This window comes from Pseudomonas sp. 1176_21, from assembly GCF_052850635.1.
In genome coordinates, this window is record NZ_VXCV01000008.1 from 198575 (window position 1) to 221289 (window position 22715).

Here is a 22715-nt window from a genome sequence, read left to right on the forward strand (position 1 = left end):
GAGCGGGCTTGACCCGCGATGCGCCGCGCGGGCGGCGCTCGATCCTGAGGGCGCTGCAAAGGTGTCGACTGGCCCATGGTGGCCCTACTGCGATCTTCGGCCGAACAAACAAGGCTGACAACACCGATCCTGCAGGCCATGGCCTGTGGGATTAGCATCGCCAGCCCTGGTGCCCGGCTTCAGATATCTGTTGGCGTGGTGAGTCTCAGCGCTTGCCCAGTATCTTCCCCAACATCTCTGGCCGCGGCGCACCCTGCTGGGTCTGCAGCTGCCCCTTGTCATCCAGGTAGAAGATCGCCGGCGTAGCCGACAACCCCAGCTCCTCCATCAGCGCCAGGTTCGCATCCAGCTTGGCCTGCACCTGCGCCGGAATCTTCGCCAGCGGCTTGAGGGTGCTGGCCTTGCCCGCGCTTTCATGGGCCTGCAAGGCCTTCTGCGGGTCGGCGCTGGCCAGTAACGCGGCCGACTTGGCCGGGCTGTCGGCGCGGATGATGCCGACCATGATGTGGCGCAACTGCACCTTGCCCGAGTCCACCCACGGCCGTGCCTGTTGCCAGAACATGTTGCAGTACGGGCAGTTGGGGTCGCTGAACAGGTACACCACCCGCGGTGCATCGGCCTTGCCATCGGCAATCCACGCGGTCTTGTCGAGCTTGGCCCACACCTGCTTGGCCATGGGTGCATACACCAGCTTCTCCAGCGGCGCCTCGCTCAGGTCCTGGCCCTGTTCGTCGAACAGGCTGCCAACCAGCACGTGCTTGCCGTCCGGGGTCAGGTACAGGGCCACGCCACGGTTCTGGAACTGCGCGGCATAACCTTTCAGGCCATTGGGCGCATCGAAGCTGCCGGTGACCTTGGCGCCCTTGGCCTCGATCTGCTGCACGGCCTTGGGCAATTCTTCGGCGACGGCCAGTTGGGTGGCGAACATGCCCAGGGCGAGGGTAATGGCGGAAACTTTCATGGTGTCGTCCTTGCTGGAACGGTGGGAGCGAGCGCGGTATCGCGGTCGAAGGATTCGAGGGCATGGCGCAGGCTGGCACGGGACAGCTCCCCCAGGTGGCTGCCCACCAGGCGCCCCTCGGCGTCGTAGAACAGGGTGGTGGGCAGCGCCATGGAGCCGACCTGCTGGGCCAGCTGGCCACCGGTATCGAACAGTACATGGGACAGGTTCAGGCCGGTGGTGGCCAGGAAGTTGGTGACGATCTGCGGGGTTTCGCCCTGGTTGACGAACAGGAAGGTCACGTCCGGATAATCATGCTGGGCCTGTTGCAGCACCGGCATCTCGCGCCGGCACGGCGGGCACCAGGTGGCCCACAGGTTGATCACCAACGGCCGGCCGCGGTGGCTGTGCAGCGCCACCGAATGGCCCTGGGCATCGCGCAGGGCCAGGTCCGGCAGTTGCGTGCCCTGTTCGTAGAGGTGGCTGGCCCAGCTGGCCAGCAACCAGAACAGCGCGCCGCTGAACAGGCCCCAGCCCAGTGGCCGGCGCAGGCTCGCCTGGCGCCAGGCGTACCAGGCCGCCCCCAGCAGCACCGCCACCAGGCCGGCCCAGGGCAAAAAGCCGCCATCGCGGATGTCGATGATCTGCACCGGGTCTTCGGCATACATCGACCAGTAGCGCGCCACGAACCCCAGCCGGGCGCACAGCAGGCCGAGCAGGAACAGGCGAAACAGTGCGGCCTCGGGGTTGTCGCCGCCGCGCCTGGCCACCCGCCAGCCCACCAGCGTGGCCAGGCCCAGGGCGCAGAGCAGCAGCAGGTGGTCGAGGGCGATAGTCAGGGGGCCCAGGTTAACGGTCAGCATCAGCCTTGGCTCCGGGTGGCGGTCCAGTGTTGCAGGAAGGTGGCGGCGTTGACTTCACCGGTGATGCGCCTGGCCCGGCGCTCGTCACCCTCGGGGCCGATCCACAGCATGCTCGGCGGGCCGGGCACCTGGTAGCGCTGCAGCAGCTGCTGGCTGGCCGGGGCATCGGCGGTCACGTCCAGGCGTACCAGGCGCACGCCTTCCAGCGCGGCGAGCACGTCGGGGCGGGCGAACACCTGTTTTTCCATGACCTTGCACGACACGCACCAGTCGGCGTAGTAATCCAGGAACACCCACTGCCCCTGGGCCTTGGCGGCGTCCAGCTGCGCCTGCAGCTCGGCCGGGGTGCGCACCGTGGTGAAGGCGTCGGCGTGGGGCGCAGCCACGGCATTGCCGGTGCCACCGGCATAGGGTTGCAGGGGCTGCAGCAGGTTGCTGGCGCCACCGGCCGCGCCCACCACCAGCAAGACGCCCCACAGGCCCGCCAGCAGCACGGCCGGTTGCAGGGCGCGCAGGGTGTGAACCGCGGACCAGGCGCCCCAGGCCAGCGCAATCAGCCAGGCCCCGCACAGGCCCAGCCACAGCGTAGGGTCGAGCACCGCGCGCAGGGTGTACAGCGCCATGCCCAGGAACACGAAGCCGAACACCGCCTTGACCCGGTTCATCCAGGCCCCCGGACGTGGCAGGTAGCGGTTGCCCACGGTCACCAGCAGCAACAGCGGCAGGCCCATGCCCAGCCCCAGGCTGAACAGCACCAGCGCGCCATGCACGGCATTGCCGCTCTGCGCGATGTACAGCAGCGCGCCGGCCAGCGGGGCGGTCATGCACGGCCCCATCAGCAGGCCCGACAAGGCCCCCAGCAGTACCGCGCCATACAGATTGCCGCCACGGGTGTTGCGGCCTGCGCGCTCCAGGCGGTCGCGCACGAAGGTGGGCAGCTGCAGCTCGAAGGCGCCGAACATCGGCAGGGCCAGCAGCACGAACAGCGCGGCCAGGCTGCCCAGCAGCCAAGGCTGCTGCAGCCATGCCTGCAGGCTGGCGCCAAGCAGTGCGGCAACCACGCCCAGGGCGGCATACACCAGCGCCATGCTCAGTACGTAGGCGCCTGCCAGCACCAGCCCGCGGCGGGTGCTGGCGCCGTTGCCCATCACCAGCCCGGCCAGGATCGGCAGCATCGGCAACGAACAGGGGGTAAAGGCCAGCAGCAGTCCCAGGCCGAAGAAGGCCAGCAGGCTCCAGGCCAGCGGGTGTTCGCCGAGGCTGCCGGCCAGGGCCTGGTCGCTGGCCTGCTCGGCGCCTGCGGCCTGCCCGCCCAGGTCGACCGGGCTGGTTTGGGGCGGGTAGCACAGCCCCGCGTCGGCACAGCCCTGCCAGCCCATGCGCAACTGGCCGGTGGCGTTGGCCGGTATCAGCAGCTCGAGTTCGCCGCGGTACACCTGGGTTTCGCCGAAGTACTCGTCGCTGTGGGGCAGGGCCGGCGGCAATGGTGGTACCGCCTCGGGGGCCAGGCCATCGAACTTCAGACGCTTCTGGTACAGGTAGTAGCCGTCGCTGATCTGCCAGTGCAGGCGCATCTGCCCCGAGGGCAGGCGCTCGCTGCTGAACACGAAGGCCTTTTCCACGGGCAGGAATTCGCTCTGGGCAAAAGGGTTGTTGAAGGGCTGGGCCTGGCTCAGCGAACTGAACAGCCACAGCAGGGCTAGCAGAAATACGCGCATGTCGACGCCTTGGCAGTGCGATAAGCCCGCAAGACTGACCGGCATGGATTAACCCAGGGTTAACCGATGGGCAGCCGTCGCCTCGCAGGCGACGTGAGCGCCTGGGCGCGGCATAATCCCCGGTTAATCCGCCTGTGGCCCACTGGGCCTTTCTGCCAACGACCGAGCCCGCCCCATGCACGTACTGCTCTGTGAAGACGATGACCTGATCGCCAGCGGCATCATTGCCGGCCTGAGTGCCCAGGGCCTGACCGTCGACCGCGTGGCCAGCGCCAGTGCGGCGCGGGCGATGCTGCAGGCCGCGCATTTCGACGTGATGGTGCTGGACCTGGGGCTGCCCGACGAAGACGGCCTCAAGCTGCTGCAACGCCTGCGCCAGCAGGGCCACAGCCTGCCGGTGCTGATCCTGACCGCGCGCGATGCGGTCACCGACCGGGTCGACGGGCTGCAGGCCGGCGCCGACGACTACCTGCTCAAACCCTTCGATCTGCGCGAGCTGGCCGCGCGCCTGCACACCCTGCTGCGCCGCGTGGCCGGGCGCTGTGTCAACGTCATCGAACACGGCCCGCTGAGCTTCGACCCCTCCAGCTGCGAAGCGCACCTGGCCGGTCAGCCGGTGGACCTGTCGCGCCGCGAACAGGCGCTGCTCCAGGCCCTGCTGCAGAACCGCGGCCGGGTGTTGTCCAGCGAGCAGCTCAAGGACAGCGTCTACGGCTTTGGCGACGAGGTCGAAAGCAATGCCCTGAACGTGCACATCCATCACCTGCGCCGCAAGCTGGGCAACGGCATCGTCGAGACCGTGCGCGGCCTGGGTTATCGCCTGGGGCCGGCCCAGGTGCCGCAGGCGTTGCAACGATGAGCCTGCGCCTGCGCCTGAGCCTGATTCTGGGCACTGCCTTCATCCTGATCTGGGCCCTGGCCGCGACGTGGATGCTGTGCGACCTGCGCCAGCAGATGATGTTCTCCCTCGACCAGCGCCTGGTGGCGTCGGCGCGCATGGTCGCCGGGCTGATCGACCAGTTGCCGCAGCCGCTGACCAGCAAGGGCGAGGGCACGCGCCTGAGCACCGACCAGTTCAGCATCCCCGATGGCATGGCCTGCCAGGTCAGCTCGCTGCGCGGCGAGATCCTGGCGCGCAGCCACAACCATGCCGACCAGACCCTCGACGACCAGCGCAGCGGCTTTCACGACCAGATGATCGATGGCGCACTGTGGCGCAGCTTCACCTATGCACGCGGCGATGTGCGCATCACCACTGCCGACCGGCACCTGGAGCGCGAGGCGCTGAACCGCTCGATCCTGCTGGCGGCCTCGGCCCCTGTGCTGGTGGCGTTGCTGGGTAGCCTCGGGCTGCTGTGGCTGGGGGTGGGCAAGGGCCTGGCGCCGCTCAACCGCATGCGCGACGCGCTGCGCAGGCGCAGCCCCGACTCGCTGGAGCCGTTGCAGGTGCGTGCCCTGCCCAGCGAATTGCAGCCTTTGCTCGAAACCCAGAACCAGCTGTTCCAGCGCATCGGCCAGACCATCGAGCGCGAACGGCGCCTGACCGGCGATGCCGCGCATGAACTGCGCAGCCCGCTGACGGCGATCAAGACCCACCTGCAAGTGGCCCGCATGACCGATGGCAAGGTGCGCGAGCAGGCCCTGGAGCATGCCGAGCAGGGCGCCGATCGCCTGCACCGTACCCTGGAGCAGCTGCTGTTGCTGGCGCGGGTGGAGGGCAGCCTGTCGTTCGATGATGGCGTGCAGTACAGCGCCGAGCAGATCGCCCGCCAGGCCATCCAGGATGCGGGCCTGGGCGACAACCGGCGCATCGTGCTGCAGGCTGCGGCGCCGGCGGCCCAGGTGTTTCCCGACATGCCCGCGGCGCTGGCGGTGGCGGCCTTGCGCAACCTGCTGGACAACGCCCTGCGCCACAGCGCCGCCGATGCGCCGGTGGAGCTGCATGTTCAGGTCGAGGCGAACACCGTGGGCTTTCTGGTGCGCGACCATGGGCCGGGCATCGATGCACAGAACCTGCAGCATGTGACCCAGCGTTTCTGGCGCAATGGCCATAGCGAAGGCTGTGGCCTGGGCCTGGCGATCGTGCAGGCGATCGTGCAGCGCTGCGCCTGCTCGCTGACGTTCGACAGCCACGCCGACGGCTTGCGCGTGTTGCTGCAGATGCCGTTGCGTGCACATCAAATGTAACCCCGCCGGCCTCGTCAGGCGCCGGTCGCCCCCGTAAGGTGTGGACCGCACAGCACCAGGGAGTACTCATGGACGAACGGATTCGCATTGCCAGGGCCCGGCCGGCCGAGGCCGCCCTGATCGAGCGGCTGATGCAGCAGAGCATCGCCACCGCAGCCGACCAGGATCATCACGGCGACCTGCAGGTGATCGACGCCTGGTCGCGCAGCAAGCAGCGTGCGCAGATCACCGACTGGCTGGGCGACCCGGCCCTGTACCTGAACCTGGGGCGCTGGCAGGGTCGCCCGGTGGCTACCGCGCTGGCCTTGCGCAGCGGCGAGATCTGCCAGTGCTTCGTGCAGCGCGACCACACCGGGCATGGCATCGGTCGGGCACTGGTGCTGGACCTGGAACACGCCTTGCGCCGCTGGGGCTGTACCCATGCATCGCTGTACAGCACCGCCTCGGCCCAGGATTTTTTCGCACGCCTGGGTTATTCGCCCAGCGGTGAGGCGCTGGGATTTCATGGCCTGCACCTGCAACTGATGCACAAAACCTTCTAGAAGACCGCCCCGCGCGCTAAATCCGCAGGGCGTTGATGCGTCTTTCAAGCGAGTACACATCCCGACACAACGCTGGCCATCGGCGCGTGGTGGGACCATCCGCTTGCTTGCGAGGGTTACTTCCGATGTCAGTCGCTACCTGCCTTGCCCAGGCACAGCCGGCTTCTTCAGCCGACGAGCCTGGCGAAACGCTTTATCACTTCGAAGATTCGCCGCTGCTGACGCGACAGAAGCAGCAGGAGTCCAATGCACGCAGTTACCCGCGGCGCATTCCACTGGCGCTCAAGCGTGCCCAGGGGCTTTACGTCGAAGACGTCGAGGGCCGCCAGTTCATCGACTGCCTGGCCGGCGCCGGCACCCTGGCCCTGGGCCACAACCACCCGGTGGTGATCGAGGCGATCCAGCAGGTGCTGGCCGACGGCCTGCCGCTGCATACCCTGGACCTGACCACGCCGGTAAAGGACCAGTTCGTGCAGGACCTTTTCGGCCTGCTGCCACCGGCCTTCAGCGCCCAGGCCCGGATCCAGTTCTGCGGGCCGACCGGCACCGATGCGGTGGAGGCCGCGCTCAAGCTGGTACGCACTGCCACCGGGCGCAGCACGGTGCTGTCGTTCCAGGGCGGCTACCACGGCATGAGCCTGGGCGCGCTGAGCCTGATGGGCAGCCTGGGGCCTAAGAAACCGATGGGCGCACTGCTGGGCAACGGCGTTCAGTTCCTGCCATACCCCTACGACTACCGCTGCCCGTTCGGGCTGGGCGGCGAGCAGGGCGTGCAGGTCAACCTGCGCTACCTGGAAAACCTGCTGAGCGACCCCGAAGGCGGCGTGCAATTGCCGGCGGCGGTGATCGTCGAGGTGGTGCAGGGCGAGGGCGGCATGATCCCGGCCGACCTCGACTGGCTGCGCGGCGTGCGGCGCATCACCGAGCAGGCGGGGGTGGCGCTGATCGTCGACGAGATCCAGAGCGGCTTTGCCCGTACCGGCAGGATGTTCGCCTTCGAGCACGCCGGCATCGTGCCGGATGTGGTGGTGCTGTCCAAGGCCATCGGCGGCAGCCTGCCGCTGGCAGTGGTGGTGTACCGCGACTGGCTCGACACCTGGCTGCCGGGTGCCCACGCCGGCACCTTCCGTGGCAACCAGATGGCCATGGCTGCAGGCTCGGCGGTGATGCGTTATCTCAAGGAACACGACGTGGCTGCCCACGCCGAGGCCATGGGCGCACGGCTGTGCGAGCACCTGGCGGTGCTGCAGCGTGACTTCCCGCAACTGGGCGACATTCGCGGTCGCGGGCTGATGCTCGGCGTCGAGGTGGTGGACCCGCAAGGGGCCGCCGATGCGCTGGGGCATGCGCCGGGGTTCGGCAAGCTGGCCTCGCTGATCCAGAACGAATGCCTCAAGCGCGGGCTGATCATCGAACTGGGTGGGCGCAACGGTTGCGTGGTGCGCTTTCTGCCGCCGCTGATCATTACCGCCGCGCAGGTGGACGACGTGGCCGAGCGCTTCGCCCGCGCCTTGCCGGCGGCCCTGCAGCGTCTGTAAGGCGCGCGGGTGCGATCAGCCCTGGCCGCTGCGCAGGGCCTCGATGTAGCGCATCACCGCGGGCGCCTTCTCGAAACGCCGATGCAGCACGGTGAGGCACGAGGTGGGTTGGCTGTCGGCGATGCGCCGGTAGCTGACCTGCGGCAGGGTGATGTGTTGCAGCACCGACTCGGGCACCAGCGCCACGCCCTGGCCCAGCGAAACCAGGGTGATGACCGCCACCAGGCTACCCGGCTGCGGCCCCAGGCGCGGCACGAAGCCACCCTGGGCGGCGACGGCCAGGGTGCCGGAGATCTGCTCGGGCAAGATGAAGGTTTCGGTGGCCAGGCGTGCGGCCATGATCTGCGGCAGCTCGTTCAACCGCGAGCTGGCCGGCAGGGCCAGGACAAAGCCTTCTTCGTGCAGATCCATCGCGACCAGTTCGTCGGGCAGGTCCATCGGCGTGCGCACGTAGGCGATATCCAGCACACCGTCACGCACCAGCGCGGGGGACTCGGCCATGGGTTGCTCGCGGATGTTCAGCACCACCCCCGGGTGCGACTGGCTGAAGCGCGTCACCTGCTGCTGGAGCAGCCCCGAAAAGGCCGCCGAGGCCACATAACCCAACTCGATACGCCCCACGTCACCGCGCCCGGCCCGTTGTGCGCCCAGCTGCGCGGCATCGAACTGGCGCACCGCCTGTTCGGCCTCGGGCAGCAGCGCCTCGCCGGCGGCGGTCAGGCACACCTCGCGCTGGCTGCGCTCGAACAGGCGCACACCCAGCTGCCTTTCCATGTCCTGGATCTGCCGGCTCAGGGTCGGCGGGGCGATGCCCAGTTGCTCGGCGGCGCGGGTGAAGTGGCCGAGGCGGGCGACGCTGAGAAAATAGCGGAAATGGCGGATTTCCATGGGGTCTCGTTAGCTGCAGGCTAATGACGCAGGCGATCCTGGCTAACAAGGCCAGGCCGTTGCGGCGGTAATGTGTAGTAACACTACAAGATGCGTGACGTGGCGGCAAAGCCGCTGCGCCGATGAGCATCAGGTGGCTACACCGGCCCTGTCGCGGCAGCCTGCTCGGACACCGCGACACCGGCCCCAGATCGCCTTGCACGGGAGCCTTGCAATGTCCTCCGCCCGTTTCACCCTGTTCACGGCTTCGGCCGTGTGCGCCCTGATCATCCTCGACACCAATATCGTCGCCGTCAGCCTGCCGAGCATCGCCCGCGACCTGTCCGGCTCGTTCGCCGACATCGAATGGGTGGTCAGCGCCTACCTGCTGGCCTTCGCCGCACTGCTGCTGCCCGCCGGCAGCCTGGCCGACCGCTTCGGGCGCCGGCGCATGCTGCAACTGGGCCTGGGCCTGTTCGGCCTCGCCTCGCTGGCCTGCGGCGCGGCGCCCACCCTGGTGTTCCTCGACATCGCACGGGCCGCCAAGGGCGTGGGCGCGGCGTTGCTGCTGACCTCGGCACTGGCTGCCATCGGCCACCGCTTCCACGAGCCCGAGGCGCGCATGCGGGCCTGGGCGTTCTGGGGCGCCTGCATGGGCGCGACCATCACCTTCGCGCCGCTGCTGGGCGGGCTGATCGCCAGCACCCTGGGCTGGCGCTGGATCTTCTACATCAACCTGCCGCTGGTGGCGGTGCTGGCGGTGATGGTGCGGCGCAGTGTCGAGGAGTCCCGCGATAGCGCCGCCGCGCGGCTGGACCCGTTTGGCAGCCTGACCTTCGCCGGCAGCCTGGGCTACCTGATCTGGGCGCTGATCGATGCCAACCAGGTCGGCTGGGGCAGTGCCCAGACCCTGGGGCGCCTGGTGATCGCAGCGTTCCTGTTCGGCCTGTTCATTCTGGTGGAGCGCAACCAGGCGCGGCCGATGATCGACCTGCAACTGATGCGCAGCGCACGCTTCATCGGTGCATTGCTGGGCATGTTCGCCTACGCCGCCTGCGCCCAGGTGATGATGACCCTGCTGCCGCTGTACCTGCAGAACGGCCTGCAACTGTCGGCCTTGGCTGCCGGCGCGGGCATGCTGCCGTTTGCCCTGGCGATGCTGCTGACCCCGCGCCTGGGCATGCGCCTGTCGGCGCGGCTGAGCAGCGCCCAGGTGTTCGCCCTGGGCCTGCTGCTGGTGGGCGCGGGCAACCTGCTGTGCGGCGCGGCGGCCAGCTATGGCGGCTACCTGAGCTTCGCCCTGGCCAGCATCGTGCTGGGCGCCGGGGCCGGGCTGCTCAACGGCGACACGCAGAAGAACATCATGGCCTGCGTGCCGCGCGAGCGCACCGGCATGGCCTCGGGCCTGAGCACTACCACGCGCTTTGGTGCCATCGTGCTGGCCATCGGCATTCTGGGCGGCATCCTGGCGGCGCGCAGCGGGCAGTTGCTGCGCGAGGCGGTGGCAGGGGTGGCGCCTGGGCAACTGGACAAGGTCGGCGACATGGCCACCCGGGTTGCCGCCGGTGACCTGCCGGCAGCGCTGGCTATGGTCGACCCGGCACTGCGCGAAACCCTCGCGCCGCTGGCGCAGCACGCCTTCATCGGCGGCTTCGAGACGGTGCTGCAAAGCGCCGGGGTGGCGGCGCTGGTGTTCGCCGTGGTGGTCGGTGTGCTGCTTGGCAGGCCGCTGCCGGTGCCGCAACCGCTGCCGGCGCGCTGATCGCGCGCACGCGGGCGTTCGGCGCAACTGAAAAGCCCCAGGCGTTGCGCACTGGGGCTTTGTTTTTGCCGACCTTCAGGCCTTCGCGGCGAGTGCCTTGATCACTTCATCGATACTGCCCTGCAGTTCGCTCACCGGATTTTCGCCGCCGCCCTCCAGCACCAGCAGGCGGCTGCCGGCCTTGGCGACTGCCGCAGCTACCGCCTCGCTCGGCTGGCGGTGGTCGAGCACCAGCGCCACGTCGTTGTCCTTGAGCAGGGCGGTCAGCTGCTGCAGTGCCTCGGGGGTCCACTGGTCTTCGGCGGGTACGCTGTAAGCCACCTGCTCCAGGTTCAGCCCGCCGATCAGGTAACCGAAGCGCTCCGACAGGCTTACCACGCTGAGGTTGTCGACTTCGCCCAGGCGCGCTTCGCTGTCGGCACTGAGCTTGAGCAACTGCTGCTTGAGCGTGGCCAGGTTGGCCTCGATTTTCGGCTTGGCGGCCGGCGCCAGGCGCACCAGGTCGGCGGCGGTCACGTCGGCCATGCGCCCCAGGTTGTTGCTCGACAGCCACGGCTGGCTGTTCAGGCCGTCCTTTGGCGCCCCCGGCTGCACCGCAATGCCGGGCAGGCTGCCATCCACCGGGCGTGCGGCATCCACTTCAACGATGCGGATATTGCTGCGCCGCGCCATCGGGTACAGCGGGTCGTCCGCCCATACCGAGCGCAGGCCGATCACCGCATCGGCGTTCACGGCCAGCTTCTGCAGGGCCGGCGCCCCACGCCCGCTGAAGTAGGCGGTCTGGCGCGAGCCGGGCAGGTTGGCCGCGGCGGCGCGTTGCAGCTTCACCTCGCTGCCGTCGAGCAGCAATTGGCCAAGGCCGTAGGTGATGGGCAGGGACGCCAGTACCTGCACCGGGCGCGCGGCTTCGGCGGCCTGTGCGGCAACACTGAAGGCGCCGCTCAGGGCCAGTACCAGGGTCAGTTGGCGAAATGTCGGCTTCATCCGATGTTTCCTTTCAGGCTGGGCAGGGTGCCACGGGCGATGGCGGCCAGGGCGAAGGCCATGCCGGCGACCAGGATGATCGCGGCGCCCGAGGGCAACGGCAGGTCGAACGCGATCGGCAGCAGGATGCCGCTCAGGGTGCTGAGGGTGGCGATCACCACCGAGGTCCAGAAAAACCCCTTGAGCGACTGGCTCAGCAGGCGGGCGGCAGCGGCCGGGATCACCAGCAGTGCGCCCACCAGGATCGCGCCGATGACCTTCACCGCGGCCACGGTGATCAGCGTCACCAGCACCACGAACAGGTAGTCCAGGGTCTTCACTGCCACCCCGCGCACTGCCGCCAGCTGCGGGTTGAAGCTGGCCAGCATGATGCGGTTGTACAGCGGCAGGCTCAGGCCCAGCACCAGCGCGCCGACGATGGCCAGCACCAGCAGGTCGTTGCCGTTGACCGTCAGCACCGAGCCGAACAGCACGTTCTCCAGGATGTGCACGTTGATCTTGCCCGCCAGTATCAGCAGCAGGCTTGCGCCCAGCGCCAGCGACACCGACAGGAACACCCCGATCAGGGTGTCCGGGGCCAGCCCGGTGCGGTTGCGCAGGTAGTTGAGCAGCACGCCGAACAGCAGGCAATAGCCGAACAGGCTGCCGTAGGGGCCGGTATAGGGTTCGCCGAGCAGGATGCCGATGGCCACCCCGGTCAGGGCCGCGTGGCCCACCGCCTCGGAGAAGAACGCAAAGCGCTTGACCACCACCAGCGTGCCCAGCCCGCCCAGCACCGGCCCGATCAGCAGGCCGGCGAGCAGCGCGTTGACCACGAAGCCATAGGCCAGGGCTTCGGGCAGGTAGCCCGAGGACGCCAGGCCCTGGATCATCAGGCGAAATTCTTCATAGTTCATCAGGCGTGGCTCCCGGTCACCGCAGCGCTGCGCGGGTGGGTGGAAAACAGTTGCAGCAGCGCCTCCGGGCGCAGGGCCTGCTCGGGCGGCGCGTCGAACAGGATGCGCCGGTTGAGGCCGGTGACGTGATCGGCCAGGCGTTTCACCGCCTCCAGGTCGTGTTCGATCCACAGCACGGTGGTGCCGCTGGCGCGCCAGTCCAGCAGCAGTTGTTCGAAGATGCGGATGCCGGCTTCATCCAGTGCCGACATCGGTTCGTCCAGCACCAGCAGTTGCGGCGCCGGAATCAGCCCCTGGGCCAGCAGCACGCGCTGGCGCTCGCCGCCGGAGAGGGCGCCCATGCGCCGCTTGCGCTTGTCCTGCATGCCCACGCGCTCCAGCGCCTGGCCGATGCTCGCCGCGTAGTGGCGCGACAGCCCCAGGAACGCCGGGCGACGCTGGCACATGGCGGCCATGAAGTCGTCCACGGTCATCGGCAGGCCACGGTCGAATTCCAGGGCCTGCGGCACGTAGCCGATGCAACCGGGGGCGCCGGCCCAGTGCAGGTTCAGGCGGCCGTGGTGGGGCATCTGGCCGAGCAGGGTCTTGATCAGCGAACTCTTGCCGCCGCCGTTGGGCCCCACCAGCGCATGCACGCTGCCAGGGCGCACCTTGAAGCTCACCTGGTCGAGGATGGTGGTGCGGCCCAGGGTCAGGCCAACGGCGTCGAACTCCACGCCGGGGCCCTGGCTGGCAAGGGTGATCGGCTCGATGGCGCTCATGCCCCGGCCTCCTGGATCGCGCGCACCACGGTATCGAGGTTGCTGGTCATCTCCTTTTCGTATTTTTCGGCGCTGTAGTCGCCGTAGGAGATATGCGACAGCGGGTACAGGCGCACGCCAGACTCACGCTGGATGGTGTCCACATAGGTGGACGGGAAGTCGAGCTCCGAGAAGATCACCTTCACGTCCAGGTCGCGCAGCTGGTTGATGGTCTTCTTCAGCTGGCTGGGGCTCGGTTCGATGCCATGGGCGGGCTCGACCACGGCGGTGACTTCCAGGCCGAATTCACGCAGCAGGTAGTCGTAGGCCGCGTGCACGGTGGCCACGCGCAGGTCGGCATTGGGCGCGCTGGTGAGCTTGGCCAGGGCCTCGGCACGCAGCTGGCGCAGGCGCTTGCCATAGGCGCGGGCATTGGCGGTGTAGGCCTTGGCGTTGGCCGGGTCGAGCTTGCCCAGCTCGCGGGCGATGTTGTTGACCTGGGCGATCGAGGCGCTGATCGACAGGAAGGTGTGCGGGTTGACCACCTTGCCCGCGCCGCGTGCGGCGATGCCGGTGGCCGCCAGCAGCGGCACGTTGGCGTTGGCCTCGATGGTGGCCACGCCAGGCTTTTCGCTGGCCTCGATCATGCGGTCGGCAAAATCGTCATGCCCCACGCCGTTGAGCACCACCACGTCCAGCGTGCCGATGCGCTTGATGTCCTCGGCGCGTGGCTCGTAGGCGTGCGGGTTGAAGCCTGCCGGAATCAGCGGCACCACCTCGGCCTTGTCGCCGACGATGTTGGCCACGTAGCTGTAGTAGGGGTGCAGGGTGATGCCGATACGCAGGCGCTTGGCCTCTTCGGCGTGCGCCAGGGGCGCCAGGCACAGGGCGAGCACGCCGGCCAGGATGCGTCGGCGGTTGACCAGAAACGATGAAATAGACATGGGCAGGCGGTCTTCTCTCAGGTGTATCCGTGGGTTCAGTGCCGATGCTGGCGAGTGACCCCGGCATCGAATTGCGCGACGACCTGTTGCCAGCCCGCAGCGCTCAAGGCGGCGTCGCTGAGGTCGTGGGGGGCGGTGAGGTCGGTGCTGCGGTTGAGCCAGATATCGGCCGGGCTGTCGGGCTGTGCGCCCAGGCGCATCAGGAACGAGCCGGCCACTTCGCTGGCCTGGCTGAGCCCCAGGTAGGCGCCGCCTTCGAGCAACTGCCAGGTGTGGCCGCCACGGCTCATGGCGCTGGCGTCGCGGGCGAACGGGGCGTAGCCCTCGGCATCCAGCTCGGCCGGGGTGGGCAGGCGCTGTTCTTCCTGCTGACGCAGCTGGATCTCCTCCAGGGTAACCCGCAGGTCGGCGTATACCCCTTGCTCGCCGGCCGTGAGGTCGCGGCGCGCATCGAACTGATGGGCCGCCACTTCGCTGGTTTCGGTGGTTTCGCCGCGCCAGCTGACCACCGCGCCGGCCACCAGCAGCACCAGGGCGCAGAACAGCAGCACGTACAGCGTTTCATGGCCGGCACCGGCCGGGCGGATGGTCTGGGTCGTGGTCGGGGTGCTCATGGTGCCTCGATGTCGGCCTGGTCGATTTCCACCACATGACCGGGGCCTGCGTCGAACAGCACGTAGAACTCGGCATCGGGGCGCTTGAAGGTGAGCTTGGAGTCTTCGCCCAGCTTGCCGGGCACCAGGATGCTTTCGTCGTAGCCGATCACGTCGAGGGTTACGCCGGGGGCGCCGCTGCCGTCGGAAAAGCCGCCGGTGCACTGGATCTGGCCGCCTTCGATCTGCTTGCATTCGCAGATCGGGTTGTGGGCCAGCGCCAGGTTGCTGAAGGTGGCGAGCGAAGTGAGCAGTGCCGCGCCACCCAGGCGACGCAGCAGGTCAGAAACAGGCATCATTTGCCTCCTTGTTTTTGAAGCCAGGCGACAGTGCTTGGCGAGGCCTTGCTGAGCGGGACCGAACCCTGGTGCATGCTGCCGTCCCAGCCTTCCATGGTCACCCACAGTTCGGCGTCGGGGCTGGTCTTGAGCGGCACCGGCACCGTGGCGCCCATGCGGTAAGGGGAACCGAAGAAGATTCCGCCGGCGGCGCGCAGGCTGCGCGGCTTGCCAATACGCAGGTAGGTGGCCTTGACCTGTGGGATACAGGCTTCACACAGGCTGGCGTTGAAGCTCTTCATGTAGCCGGCCGGCCCGTCCTGGCGCGGCGCCTCGTTGCGCAGCTCGGCCAGCTTCAGGCTCCAGGGGCCGACCTGGACCTCGCCGATCTCGCGTTCGCCCAGGCCCACGTCGCCGCGAAACAGCGCCGCATCGGCAAAGTACTTGGGCATGAAACCCAGCGGTACCAGCAACAGCAGTATGTTGATGTGAAAACGCCATTTCAGCCAGAACTGGCGCAGGCGCGAAGGCGGTTGTGCAGCGATTGCCTTGCTCATGCCTGGCTCTCCGAAGGGGTAGGGGTGGCAGCGGCGGCGCGCTTGGCGCGTGCCGGTTTTTCGCTGCGCTTGAGGGCGGTGGCCGTGGCGATGGCGGTGCGCTTGGTCCAGATCAGCAGGCCGCTGAGCACCATCATGCTCAGCAGCAGGCCGAACACGAACCAGATCAGCTTGATCCAGATACCCCCGAAATCGCCGGTATGCAGCGGGCGCATCGACTCGGTGACGAATTCGAGCTTGCTGCGGTCGGACAGCAGCTCATGGGCCTCGACCACGCCACTGTAGGGGTTGACCGATGCGGTCTGGAACATCAGCGGGTACCAGCTGCGCCCACCCACTTCGGTGTGGCTGTAGGCGTTGCTCGGCAGGCTGATGAAGCTCACGTCCAGCCCCGGGATCTTGTCGATGGCGATCTTTTCGATGGCATCCAGGCTCAGCACCGGGGCCGGTTGGCCGGCGGGCGCGGTAGGCACGTTCTCGCGGGCGATCACCGGCAGCACCTGGTTGCTGGAAATCGAGATCTGGTTGTCGAACAGAATCGCCTGGATCAGGAACCAGGTACCGGTGATCGAGATGACTGCGATGAACCAGATCGACCAAATCCCGCTCAGGCGGTGGAAGTCGCCCCAGAAAATCCGCGCACCGTGCTTCAGGCGCAGGGTCGGCTTGAGAAAGCCCTTCCAGAAGCGCTTGTACACCACCAGCCCGGTGACCAGCGAGGCCAGCATCGGCAGCCCCAGCAGCGACACCAGGTACCAGCCCCAGCTGTAGCCATTGGTGAACGGCACCAGCCACCAGCCGTGCAGGGCGCGGGTAAAGGCCTGGAAGTTGAACTGCGCCGCCTCGCCCTGAACCACCCCGGTGTACGGGTTGACGTAGAGCGTGGTGGAGCGCGAGTCGGGGTAGGTGACGCTGACGGTCAGGGCGAAATGCGATTCGTCCGGGCGCACGATGGTGCTGACATACACCCCCGGCTGCGCGGCCTCGACGGCGGCGCGCACCTGGTCGAAGCCCAGCATCGGCGGGTCGCCGTCGGGTTTGGAGGCGCGGACCTCGGGCTGCGCCAGCCAGACGATTTCCTGGCTGACCACGGCCAGCGTCCCGGTGAAGCAGACGATCAGCACGAAGAACCAGATCGGCAGGGCTAGCCAGCTGTGGACCAGAAACCAGAGTTTTGAACGTGACTTTTTCGACATTGGGCAGGCAACTTCGATTCGGAGTGTGGTGAGCATGAGGTTCCGGAGCACGGGGTGTCTGGGCTCAGGCTCGCTCGAAAGGGTGCAGTGGTAATTGTTAGGACGAATGAGAAGCAGAAATCCTGCACTAAAAAATGCAAGCAAATGTTTCAAAGGCTCCCGGCCTGCCGCCGGGAGCCCTGTTGAACCCCGCTGGCGCTACTCGAACGTACGCCCGGCGCGCCAGTAGCCCATCAGGGTCAGCGCGTTGCGGTCCAGGCCCTGTTCGTTGATCAGAAAGCGCCGGATCTGCATCACCGCAGCCGATTCCCCGGCCACCCAGGCGTAGAAGCTCTGGTGGCTGGCGCTGGCACGTTCCCAGAGGATCTGCTGATCGATGTCCACCTCCTCGAGGCGCGTGTCGGCGGGCGGGCGTCTGGCGGGCAGGGTGGCCAGCCGGGTCACGGCATGCACCATGGCCTGGCCCTGGATGCGCTGTTGCTGGTCGCGTGGCAGCCAGTGCAAGGTGGTGCTGGCATTGCAGCGCAGGGCCAGGCAGTCCTGTTGCAGCGGCACCTCGACATAGGCTTCGACCTGGGGCGGGTCATCTTGCCCGGCGAGGGTTTCGAGAATGCCGGCAATGGCTGGCAAGGCGGTTTCATCGCCTACCAGCAGAATGTTGCGCACCCCGGCGGGCGGGTTCCATTCGTAGCCCCCGGGGTCGCCGGCGAAGGCCAGGTTGGGTGCCAGGATCTGCAGACGGTCGCCTGTGCGGGCGTGGGTGGCCCAGGCCGAGGCGGGGCCGTTGACCCCGTGCAGTACGAAATCGATATCCACCTCGGCCTGTTCGCGGCGCAGGGCACGGATGGTGTAGGTGCGCATGGGCGGGCGGCTGGCCTCGGCCAGGGCGCGGCGGGCTTCGTTCCAGTGCAGGTCGTTGGGCAGTTCGGGCGGGCTGCCGTCGGCGGCGGGGAAGAACAGCTTGACCCTTTGATCGGCAGCCAGGGTGTGCATCCGGGCCACGTCCGGGCCGGTGAACACCAGGCGGCTCAGCGACGGGCTCAGTTGGATGCGTTGCTTGAGGGTGACATCGAACAGGCGGTAGGCGCGCTCGGGCTGTGCGCCGGCCAGCTTGCGCAGGCCGCGCCCGACGGCGCGGGTCAGGGAGGAGGCGGAAGTCATGGCATGCACCTTCTTGCTACGGGTTCCCTAGATAGACGGCTAGCGGCACGGCTGATTTAGCCGCGAGCAATGAACGGGGGCCGTGGCGGTGTTTAATTTTTCCTGGGGTGTATCCGTTTCGTAGGGATAACCGGGGCGCTGCCCGCTATCCACCCTGCACGGAAACCATTCGATGAATGCTGAGAAGTCCCTCCAACTGGCCTGTCGTTTCATCGAGCTGGCGCCGGAAAAGCGCAGCCTGTTTCTGCAGGCCCTGAGCAAGGAAGGCCTGGACTTTTCGCAGTTCCCGATTCCTGCCGGGGTCCAGGTGCCGGACCGCCAGGCGTTGTCCTATGCGCAGCAGCGCATGTGGTTTCTGTGGCAGCTGGACCCGCACAGCGGCGCCTACAACCTGCCGGGTGCGGTACGCCTGAACGGCGTGCTGGATGTGGCGGCCCTGGAGCGTGCGTTCAGCCTGCTGGTGGCGCGTCACGAGGTGCTGCGCACGGTGTTCCGCTCGCAGCCCGATGGCAGCGTGCAGCAGGTGCCGTTGGAGCATGCGGTGCGCCTGGAGCAACTGGACCTGAGCGCGGTGCCGGCCGCTGCGCGTGAAGCGCGGGTGCAGCACGAGGCGCAGCAGGAGTCGCTGCGTGCATTCGATCTGGCACAGGGCCCGCTGCTGCGCCTGCGCCTGCTCAAGCTGGATGAACAGGCGCACGTGCTGTTGCTGACCTTGCATCACATCGTCGCCGATGGCTGGTCGATGAATATCCTGATCGACGAGTTCGCGCGCAGCTATGACGCCTGTGCCCAAGGCCTTGCGCCGCAGTTCGAGGCGCTGCCGATCCAGTACGCCGACTACGGCCTGTGGCAGCGTCGCTGGCTGGAGGCCGGCGAGCAGGCTCGGCAACTGGCGTACTGGCGTGAAAAACTCGGCGACGAGCATCCGGTGCTGGAATTGCCGCTCGATTGCCCGCGCCCCTCGTCGCCCAGCTTCGACGGCGAGCGCCATTGCCTGACGCTGGACGCAGGGCTGGCCGAGCAGGTGCGTGGCTTTGCCCGGCAACACAACGTGTCGTTGTTCATGGTGCTGCTGGCGGTCTTCAACGTGCTGCTCTATCGCTACACCGGGCAGACCGACGTGCGCTTCGGCAGCCCCGTGGCCAACCGCAATCGCAGCGAGCTGGAAGGCCTGGTCGGCTTCTTCGTCAACACCCAGGTGTTGCGCACCCCGCTGGCAGGGCACATGAGTTTTCTCGAGTTGCTGCAGGCTACCCGCGACACAGTGAGCGGCGCGCAGTCGCACCAGGACCTGCCATTCGAGCGCCTGGTCGAAGGGTTGCAACTGGAGCGCAGCCTGAGCCATTCGCCGTTGTTCCAGGTGATGTTCAACCACCAGCCACACGTGGCCGATGTGTCCGCGCTCAAGCTGGCCGGGGGCCTGCAACTGTCTATGCTCGACTGGCGCAGCCGTACCACCGAGTTCGACCTGAGCCTGGACACCTACGAGCAGGGCGGCCAGTTGCAGGTGGCCTGGACCTATGCCAGCGACCTGTTCAAGGCCGCGACCATCGAGCGCATGGCACGCCACTGGGTGGCCCTGCTGCAGGCCGTGGTCGCCACCCCGACGTGTCGCCTCGACGAACTGGCGTTACTCTCGAGCGAGGAGCGCGAGTGTCTGCTCGAGCAATGGGGGCGTGCACCGCTGACCTGTCCCGACCTGCGCGTGCACCAGCGTTTCGAGGCGCAGGTGGCGCAGCGCCCGCAGGCCCTGGCGCTGATCTTCGAGTCGACGCAACTGAGCTATGCCGAGCTCAACCAGCGTGCCAACCGCCTGGCGCGCCACCTGGTGGCGTGCGGGGTAGGGCCGGAGGTGCCGGTCGGCATCGCGGTGGAGCGCGGCATCGACATGATCGTCGGGTTGCTGGCGGTGCTCAAGGCCGGTGGCGCCTATGTGCCGCTGGACCCGCAGTACCCGCAGGACCGCCTGCTGTGCATGATCGAGGACAGCGCCACGCCGCTGGTGCTGACCCAGACCCCGTTGCTGGCGCGCCTGGGCCTGCCGTGCGGGGTGCGCAGCCTGTGCCTGGACCAGGATGCGGCCTGGCGCCAGCTCGACGCCAGCGACCTGGCCAATACCGCCCATGCGCACAACCTGGCGTATGTGATGTTCACCTCCGGCTCCACCGGGCGCCCCAAGGGTGTGGGCATCAGCCACCTGGCGCTGGCCGGGCATGCGCAGGTCGCGCGTGAGTTCTCCAGGCTCGGGCCGGACGACCGGATCCTGCAGTTTGCCACCTTCAACTTCGATGCCTTCGTCGAGCAGTTCTACCCTGCGCTGATCTGCGGCGCTGCCGTGGTGCTGCGCGGCCAGGAACTCTGGGACAGCGAACGCTACTACCACGAGGTCATCGACAAGCAGGTCAGCGTTTCCGACCTGTCCACCGCCTACTGGAACCTGCTGGCCAAGGACTTTGCCGCCGCTGGCCCACGCGATTACGGCAAGCTCAGGCGCGTGCACATCGGCGGCGAGGCAATGCCACCTGAAGGGGTGGCAGCGTGGCGCCAGGCCGGATTGTCGCAGGTGGCGCTGCTCAACACCTATGGCCCCACCGAGGCCACGGTCTGTGTCACCACCCTCGAATGCGATGATTATGTCAGCGGTGTGCGCAGCACCCCGTTGAGCATGCCGATCGGTCGGGTGCTCGGCGGGCGCAGCCTCCATGTGCTGGATGCAAGCGGCGCACCGACGCCGGTGGGGGTGGTGGGGGAGCTGGTGATCGGCGGCGAATTGCTCGCCCGTGGCTACTTCAACCGCCCGGGCCTGACGGCCGAGCGTTTCATCCCCGACCAGTTCGCCGCGCAGCCGGGTGGGCGCCTGTACCGCAGTGGCGACCTGGCCCGCTTCAATGCCGAAGGGGTGCTCGAGTACGCCGGGCGTATCGACCATCAGGTCAAGATTCGCGGGTTTCGCATCGAGTTGGGCGAAGTCGAGGCGCGCCTGCTCGAACAACCGGGCATTCGCGAGGCGGTGGTGCTGGCCCAGCCCGCTGCCGACGGCCTGCAGCTGGTTGCCTATGTGGTGCCCGGCGACAGCCGCCAGGCACTGGAGGCGCAGGCCCAGGCGGCGTTGCGCGAAGCGATCGGCGCACACTTGCGCGCAGTGCTGCCCGCCTACATGGTGCCGGCGTACCTGCTGTTTCTTGAGCGTTTGCCGCTGAGCCCCAACGGCAAGCTGGACCGCAAGGCCTTGCCACCGGTCGATGCCAGCCAGGCCCAGCACACCTACGTGGCGCCGCAAAGCGCGTTGGAACAACAGGTGGCGGCGATCTGGCAGGACGTGCTCAAGCTGGAGCGGGTAGGGCTGGACGATGCGTTCTTCGAGATCGGCGGGCACTCTTTGCTGGCCACCCAGGTGGTGTCGCGGGTGCGTCAGGTGCTGGGGCTGGAGGTTGCCTTGCGTACCCTGTTCGAGCGCAGCCGGCTGGGCGACTTCGTGGCAGCGCTGGGGGGGCGGCAGGCCGCCGGCGAGCCCGCGTTCACCTGTGTCGAGCGCGGCCGGCCATTGCCGCTGTCGTATGCCCAGGAGCGCCAGTGGTTCCTCTGGCAGCTGGACCCGCAGAGCAGTGCCTATCACCTGCCGGCCGCCCTGCGCCTGCGCGGGGCGCTGGACGTTGCGGCGCTGCAGCGCAGTTTCGACAGCCTGCTGGCGCGGCACGAAAGCCTGCGCACCACATTCGTCGAGGTGCAGGGCGAGCCGCGTCAGCTGATTGCCGAGCAGGCCCGTGTCGATATCGACCTCCAGGTGCTGTATGCAGGGGACGATCCGGCGGCGCAGATCCAGGCTTGTATCGAGGCCCAGAACGGCCGCCTGTTTGCCCTGGACCAGGGGCCGCTGCTGCGGGTCAGGCTGCTGCGGCTGGCGGCGCACGACCATGTGTTGGTACTGGTTCAGCACCATATCGTTTCCGATGGCTGGTCGATGCAGGTGATGGTCGACGAGCTGATCGCCTTGTATGCGGGCTACAGCCAGGGGCGCGAAGTTCAGTTGCCGGCCCTGCCGATCCAGTACGCCGACTTTGCCCAGTGGCAGCGCCAGTGGATGGAGGCCGGCGAGCGCGAGCGCCAGCTCGGTTACTGGTGCCGGCAACTGGGCGGCGAGCAGCCGGTGCTGGAGCTGCCGAGCGATCGACCGCGGCCGGCCACGCGCAGCTTCAAGGGCGCGAAGCTGAACATCGTGCTCGATGCCGCACTGGCCCGTAGCCTGCGCGCGCTTTCCCAGCGTGAAGGGGTGACCCCGTTCATGCTGTTGCTCGCTTCGTTCCAGACCCTGCTGCACCGCTACAGCGGCCAGGCGCAGGTGCGGGTCGGGGTGCCGGTGGCCAGCCGCAACCGTCTTGAAACCGAGCGCCTGATCGGCTTCTTCGTCAATACGCTGGTGCTGGAGGCGAGGATTGGTGCCGATCTGTCGTTCGCCGAACTGCTGCAGCAGGTGCGCCAGACCACCCTGCAGGCCCAGGCCCACCAGGACCTGCCGTTCGAGCAACTGGTGGAAGCCCTGGAACCGGGCCGCAGCCTGTCACACAGCCCGCTGTTCCAGGTGCTGTTCAACCACCACAGCGAAGATGCCGGTGAACTGCGCGCCATCGAGCGACTGCCGGGCCTGGAGGTGGAGCGTCTGGACTGGGACAACCACACTGCACAGTTCGACCTGACGCTGGACACCACGGAAACGGCCGATGGCCTTTCGGCGATTCTGGTCTACGCCACCGACCTGTTCGACGCCGCGACCATCGAGCGTCTGGCCCGGCACTGGCAGAACCTGCTGCAGGCGATTGTCGCTGACCCGCAACAGCGCGTCGCTGAACTGCCGTTGCTCGATGCCCGCGAGCAACAGGCCAACCTCCAGC

General features: G+C 67.8%; 19 protein-coding genes. 6 read left to right on the forward strand and 13 right to left on the reverse strand.

Annotation, left to right across the window (positions count from 1 at the left end):
* Positions 1-205 precede the first annotated feature (205 nt).
* The 3 genes from dsbG to dsbD are packed head-to-tail and all read right to left on the reverse strand — an operon-like array spanning position 206 to position 3521.
* A complete protein-coding gene (gene dsbG, locus FW760_RS19385) occupies positions 206-961 on the reverse strand; it encodes a thiol:disulfide interchange protein DsbG (RefSeq protein ID WP_043862397.1) in 756 nt (251 codons plus the stop codon).
* The gene (locus tag FW760_RS19390; RefSeq protein WP_043862398.1) at positions 958-1803 is read right to left on the reverse strand and encodes a TlpA family protein disulfide reductase; all 846 of its coding nucleotides are present in this window, start codon (positions 1801-1803) and stop codon (positions 958-960) included. The genes dsbG and FW760_RS19390 overlap by 4 nt, the downstream gene beginning before the upstream one ends.
* The gene (dsbD, locus tag FW760_RS19395; protein WP_116053302.1) at positions 1803-3521 is read right to left on the reverse strand and encodes a protein-disulfide reductase DsbD; all 1719 of its coding nucleotides are present in this window, start codon (positions 3519-3521) and stop codon (positions 1803-1805) included. The genes FW760_RS19390 and dsbD overlap by 1 nt, the downstream gene beginning before the upstream one ends.
* Before the next feature lie 175 nt (positions 3522-3696).
* Between dsbD and FW760_RS19400 the strand changes: the two genes are divergently transcribed.
* From FW760_RS19400 to FW760_RS19415, 4 genes are all read left to right on the forward strand, one after another.
* A complete protein-coding gene (locus FW760_RS19400) occupies positions 3697-4380 on the forward strand; it encodes a response regulator (protein ID WP_043862400.1) in 684 nt (227 codons plus the stop codon).
* Positions 4377-5708, forward strand: a complete 1332-nt coding sequence (locus FW760_RS19405) for an ATP-binding protein (RefSeq protein WP_043862401.1) — start codon at positions 4377-4379, stop codon at positions 5706-5708. Before FW760_RS19400 ends, FW760_RS19405 begins: the two co-directional genes overlap by 4 nt.
* 68 nt (positions 5709-5776) lie before the next feature.
* Positions 5777-6250, forward strand: a complete 474-nt coding sequence (locus FW760_RS19410; RefSeq protein WP_116053305.1) for a GNAT family N-acetyltransferase — start codon at positions 5777-5779, stop codon at positions 6248-6250.
* Positions 6251-6375: 125 nt separating this feature from the next.
* Positions 6376-7788, forward strand: coding sequence for an aspartate aminotransferase family protein (locus tag FW760_RS19415; RefSeq protein WP_100634396.1), 1413 nt, complete (start codon positions 6376-6378; stop codon positions 7786-7788).
* A 15-nt stretch (positions 7789-7803) separates the two neighbouring features.
* On the opposite strand, the gene FW760_RS19420 is transcribed toward FW760_RS19415, so the two are convergent.
* Complete coding sequence (locus FW760_RS19420; protein ID WP_043862404.1) at positions 7804-8676, reverse strand: LysR family transcriptional regulator; 873 nt, start codon at positions 8674-8676, stop codon at positions 7804-7806.
* A gap of 214 nt (positions 8677-8890) precedes the next feature.
* On the opposite strand from FW760_RS19420, the gene FW760_RS19425 reads away from it, so the two are divergent.
* Positions 8891-10417, forward strand: a complete 1527-nt coding sequence (locus tag FW760_RS19425; protein ID WP_054915568.1) for an MFS transporter — start codon at positions 8891-8893, stop codon at positions 10415-10417.
* 75 nt (positions 10418-10492) lie between these two features.
* Here the strand turns inward: FW760_RS19425 and FW760_RS19430 are convergent, their stop codons facing one another.
* The 9 genes from FW760_RS19430 to FW760_RS19470 all read right to left on the reverse strand — a co-directional run bounded on the left by FW760_RS19430 (position 10493) and on the right by FW760_RS19470 (position 17826).
* Positions 10493-11401, reverse strand: a complete 909-nt coding sequence (locus FW760_RS19430) for a metal ABC transporter solute-binding protein, Zn/Mn family (protein ID WP_043862406.1) — start codon at positions 11399-11401, stop codon at positions 10493-10495.
* On the reverse strand, positions 11398-12297 hold the full coding sequence (locus FW760_RS19435; RefSeq protein WP_116053308.1) for a metal ABC transporter permease: 900 nt from the start codon (positions 12295-12297) through the stop codon (positions 11398-11400). Before FW760_RS19435 ends, FW760_RS19430 begins: the two co-directional genes overlap by 4 nt.
* Positions 12297-13058: a metal ABC transporter ATP-binding protein gene (locus tag FW760_RS19440; protein WP_058542016.1), complete on the reverse strand. Its 762-nt coding sequence runs from the start codon at positions 13056-13058 to the stop codon at positions 12297-12299. The genes FW760_RS19435 and FW760_RS19440 overlap by 1 nt, the downstream gene beginning before the upstream one ends.
* The gene (locus FW760_RS19445; protein ID WP_043862409.1) at positions 13055-13981 is read right to left on the reverse strand and encodes a metal ABC transporter substrate-binding protein; all 927 of its coding nucleotides are present in this window, start codon (positions 13979-13981) and stop codon (positions 13055-13057) included. Before FW760_RS19445 ends, FW760_RS19440 begins: the two co-directional genes overlap by 4 nt.
* A gap of 35 nt (positions 13982-14016) precedes the next feature.
* Positions 14017-14595 (reverse strand): DUF6162 family protein, encoded by a 579-nt coding sequence (locus FW760_RS19450; protein WP_116053310.1) that lies wholly within the window; start codon positions 14593-14595, stop codon positions 14017-14019.
* Positions 14592-14930, reverse strand: a complete 339-nt coding sequence (locus FW760_RS19455) for a hypothetical protein (protein WP_043862411.1) — start codon at positions 14928-14930, stop codon at positions 14592-14594. Before FW760_RS19455 ends, FW760_RS19450 begins: the two co-directional genes overlap by 4 nt.
* Positions 14930-15469: a thiamine pyrophosphate-binding protein gene (locus tag FW760_RS19460; RefSeq protein WP_078480229.1), complete on the reverse strand. Its 540-nt coding sequence runs from the start codon at positions 15467-15469 to the stop codon at positions 14930-14932. Before FW760_RS19460 ends, FW760_RS19455 begins: the two co-directional genes overlap by 1 nt.
* Positions 15466-16665, reverse strand: a complete 1200-nt coding sequence (locus FW760_RS19465; protein WP_058542014.1) for a PepSY-associated TM helix domain-containing protein — start codon at positions 16663-16665, stop codon at positions 15466-15468. Before FW760_RS19465 ends, FW760_RS19460 begins: the two co-directional genes overlap by 4 nt.
* Before the next feature lie 198 nt (positions 16666-16863).
* On the reverse strand, positions 16864-17826 hold the full coding sequence (locus FW760_RS19470) for a siderophore-interacting protein (RefSeq protein ID WP_116053313.1): 963 nt from the start codon (positions 17824-17826) through the stop codon (positions 16864-16866).
* A 172-nt stretch (positions 17827-17998) separates the two neighbouring features.
* Here FW760_RS19470 and FW760_RS19475 point away from each other — a divergent pair.
* Positions 17999-22715, forward strand: a 4717-nt coding sequence (locus FW760_RS19475) for an amino acid adenylation domain-containing protein (protein ID WP_446443929.1), incomplete at its 3' end; no start/stop codon positions are given.

What these genes read in the sequence shown, in the direction of transcription:
- dsbD (WP_116053302.1), bottom strand. Translation starts at nt 3,521, where the DNA reads ATGCGCGTATTTCTGCTAGCCCTGCTGTGGCTGTTCAGTTCGCTGAGC.
- FW760_RS19430 (WP_043862406.1), bottom strand. Translation starts at nt 11,401, where the DNA reads ATGAAGCCGACATTTCGCCAACTGACCCTGGTACTGGCCCTGAGCGGC.
- FW760_RS19460 (WP_078480229.1), bottom strand. Translation starts at nt 15,469, where the DNA reads ATGAGCAAGGCAATCGCTGCACAACCGCCTTCGCGCCTGCGCCAGTTC.
- FW760_RS19455 (WP_043862411.1), bottom strand. Translation starts at nt 14,930, where the DNA reads ATGCCTGTTTCTGACCTGCTGCGTCGCCTGGGTGGCGCGGCACTGCTC.
- FW760_RS19450 (WP_116053310.1), bottom strand. Translation starts at nt 14,595, where the DNA reads ATGAGCACCCCGACCACGACCCAGACCATCCGCCCGGCCGGTGCCGGC.
- FW760_RS19425 (WP_054915568.1), top strand. Translation starts at nt 8,891, where the DNA reads ATGTCCTCCGCCCGTTTCACCCTGTTCACGGCTTCGGCCGTGTGCGCC.
- FW760_RS19420 (WP_043862404.1), bottom strand. Translation starts at nt 8,676, where the DNA reads ATGGAAATCCGCCATTTCCGCTATTTTCTCAGCGTCGCCCGCCTCGGC.
- FW760_RS19435 (WP_116053308.1), bottom strand. Translation starts at nt 12,297, where the DNA reads ATGAACTATGAAGAATTTCGCCTGATGATCCAGGGCCTGGCGTCCTCG.
- FW760_RS19410 (WP_116053305.1), top strand. Translation starts at nt 5,777, where the DNA reads ATGGACGAACGGATTCGCATTGCCAGGGCCCGGCCGGCCGAGGCCGCC.
- FW760_RS19465 (WP_058542014.1), bottom strand. Translation starts at nt 16,665, where the DNA reads ATGTCGAAAAAGTCACGTTCAAAACTCTGGTTTCTGGTCCACAGCTGG.
- FW760_RS19445 (WP_043862409.1), bottom strand. Translation starts at nt 13,981, where the DNA reads ATGTCTATTTCATCGTTTCTGGTCAACCGCCGACGCATCCTGGCCGGC.
- FW760_RS19415 (WP_100634396.1), top strand. Translation starts at nt 6,376, where the DNA reads ATGTCAGTCGCTACCTGCCTTGCCCAGGCACAGCCGGCTTCTTCAGCC.
- FW760_RS19390 (WP_043862398.1), bottom strand. Translation starts at nt 1,803, where the DNA reads ATGCTGACCGTTAACCTGGGCCCCCTGACTATCGCCCTCGACCACCTG.
- FW760_RS19400 (WP_043862400.1), top strand. Translation starts at nt 3,697, where the DNA reads ATGCACGTACTGCTCTGTGAAGACGATGACCTGATCGCCAGCGGCATC.
- FW760_RS19405 (WP_043862401.1), top strand. Translation starts at nt 4,377, where the DNA reads ATGAGCCTGCGCCTGCGCCTGAGCCTGATTCTGGGCACTGCCTTCATC.
- dsbG (WP_043862397.1), bottom strand. Translation starts at nt 961, where the DNA reads ATGAAAGTTTCCGCCATTACCCTCGCCCTGGGCATGTTCGCCACCCAA.
- FW760_RS19470 (WP_116053313.1), bottom strand. Translation starts at nt 17,826, where the DNA reads ATGACTTCCGCCTCCTCCCTGACCCGCGCCGTCGGGCGCGGCCTGCGC.
- FW760_RS19440 (WP_058542016.1), bottom strand. Translation starts at nt 13,058, where the DNA reads ATGAGCGCCATCGAGCCGATCACCCTTGCCAGCCAGGGCCCCGGCGTG.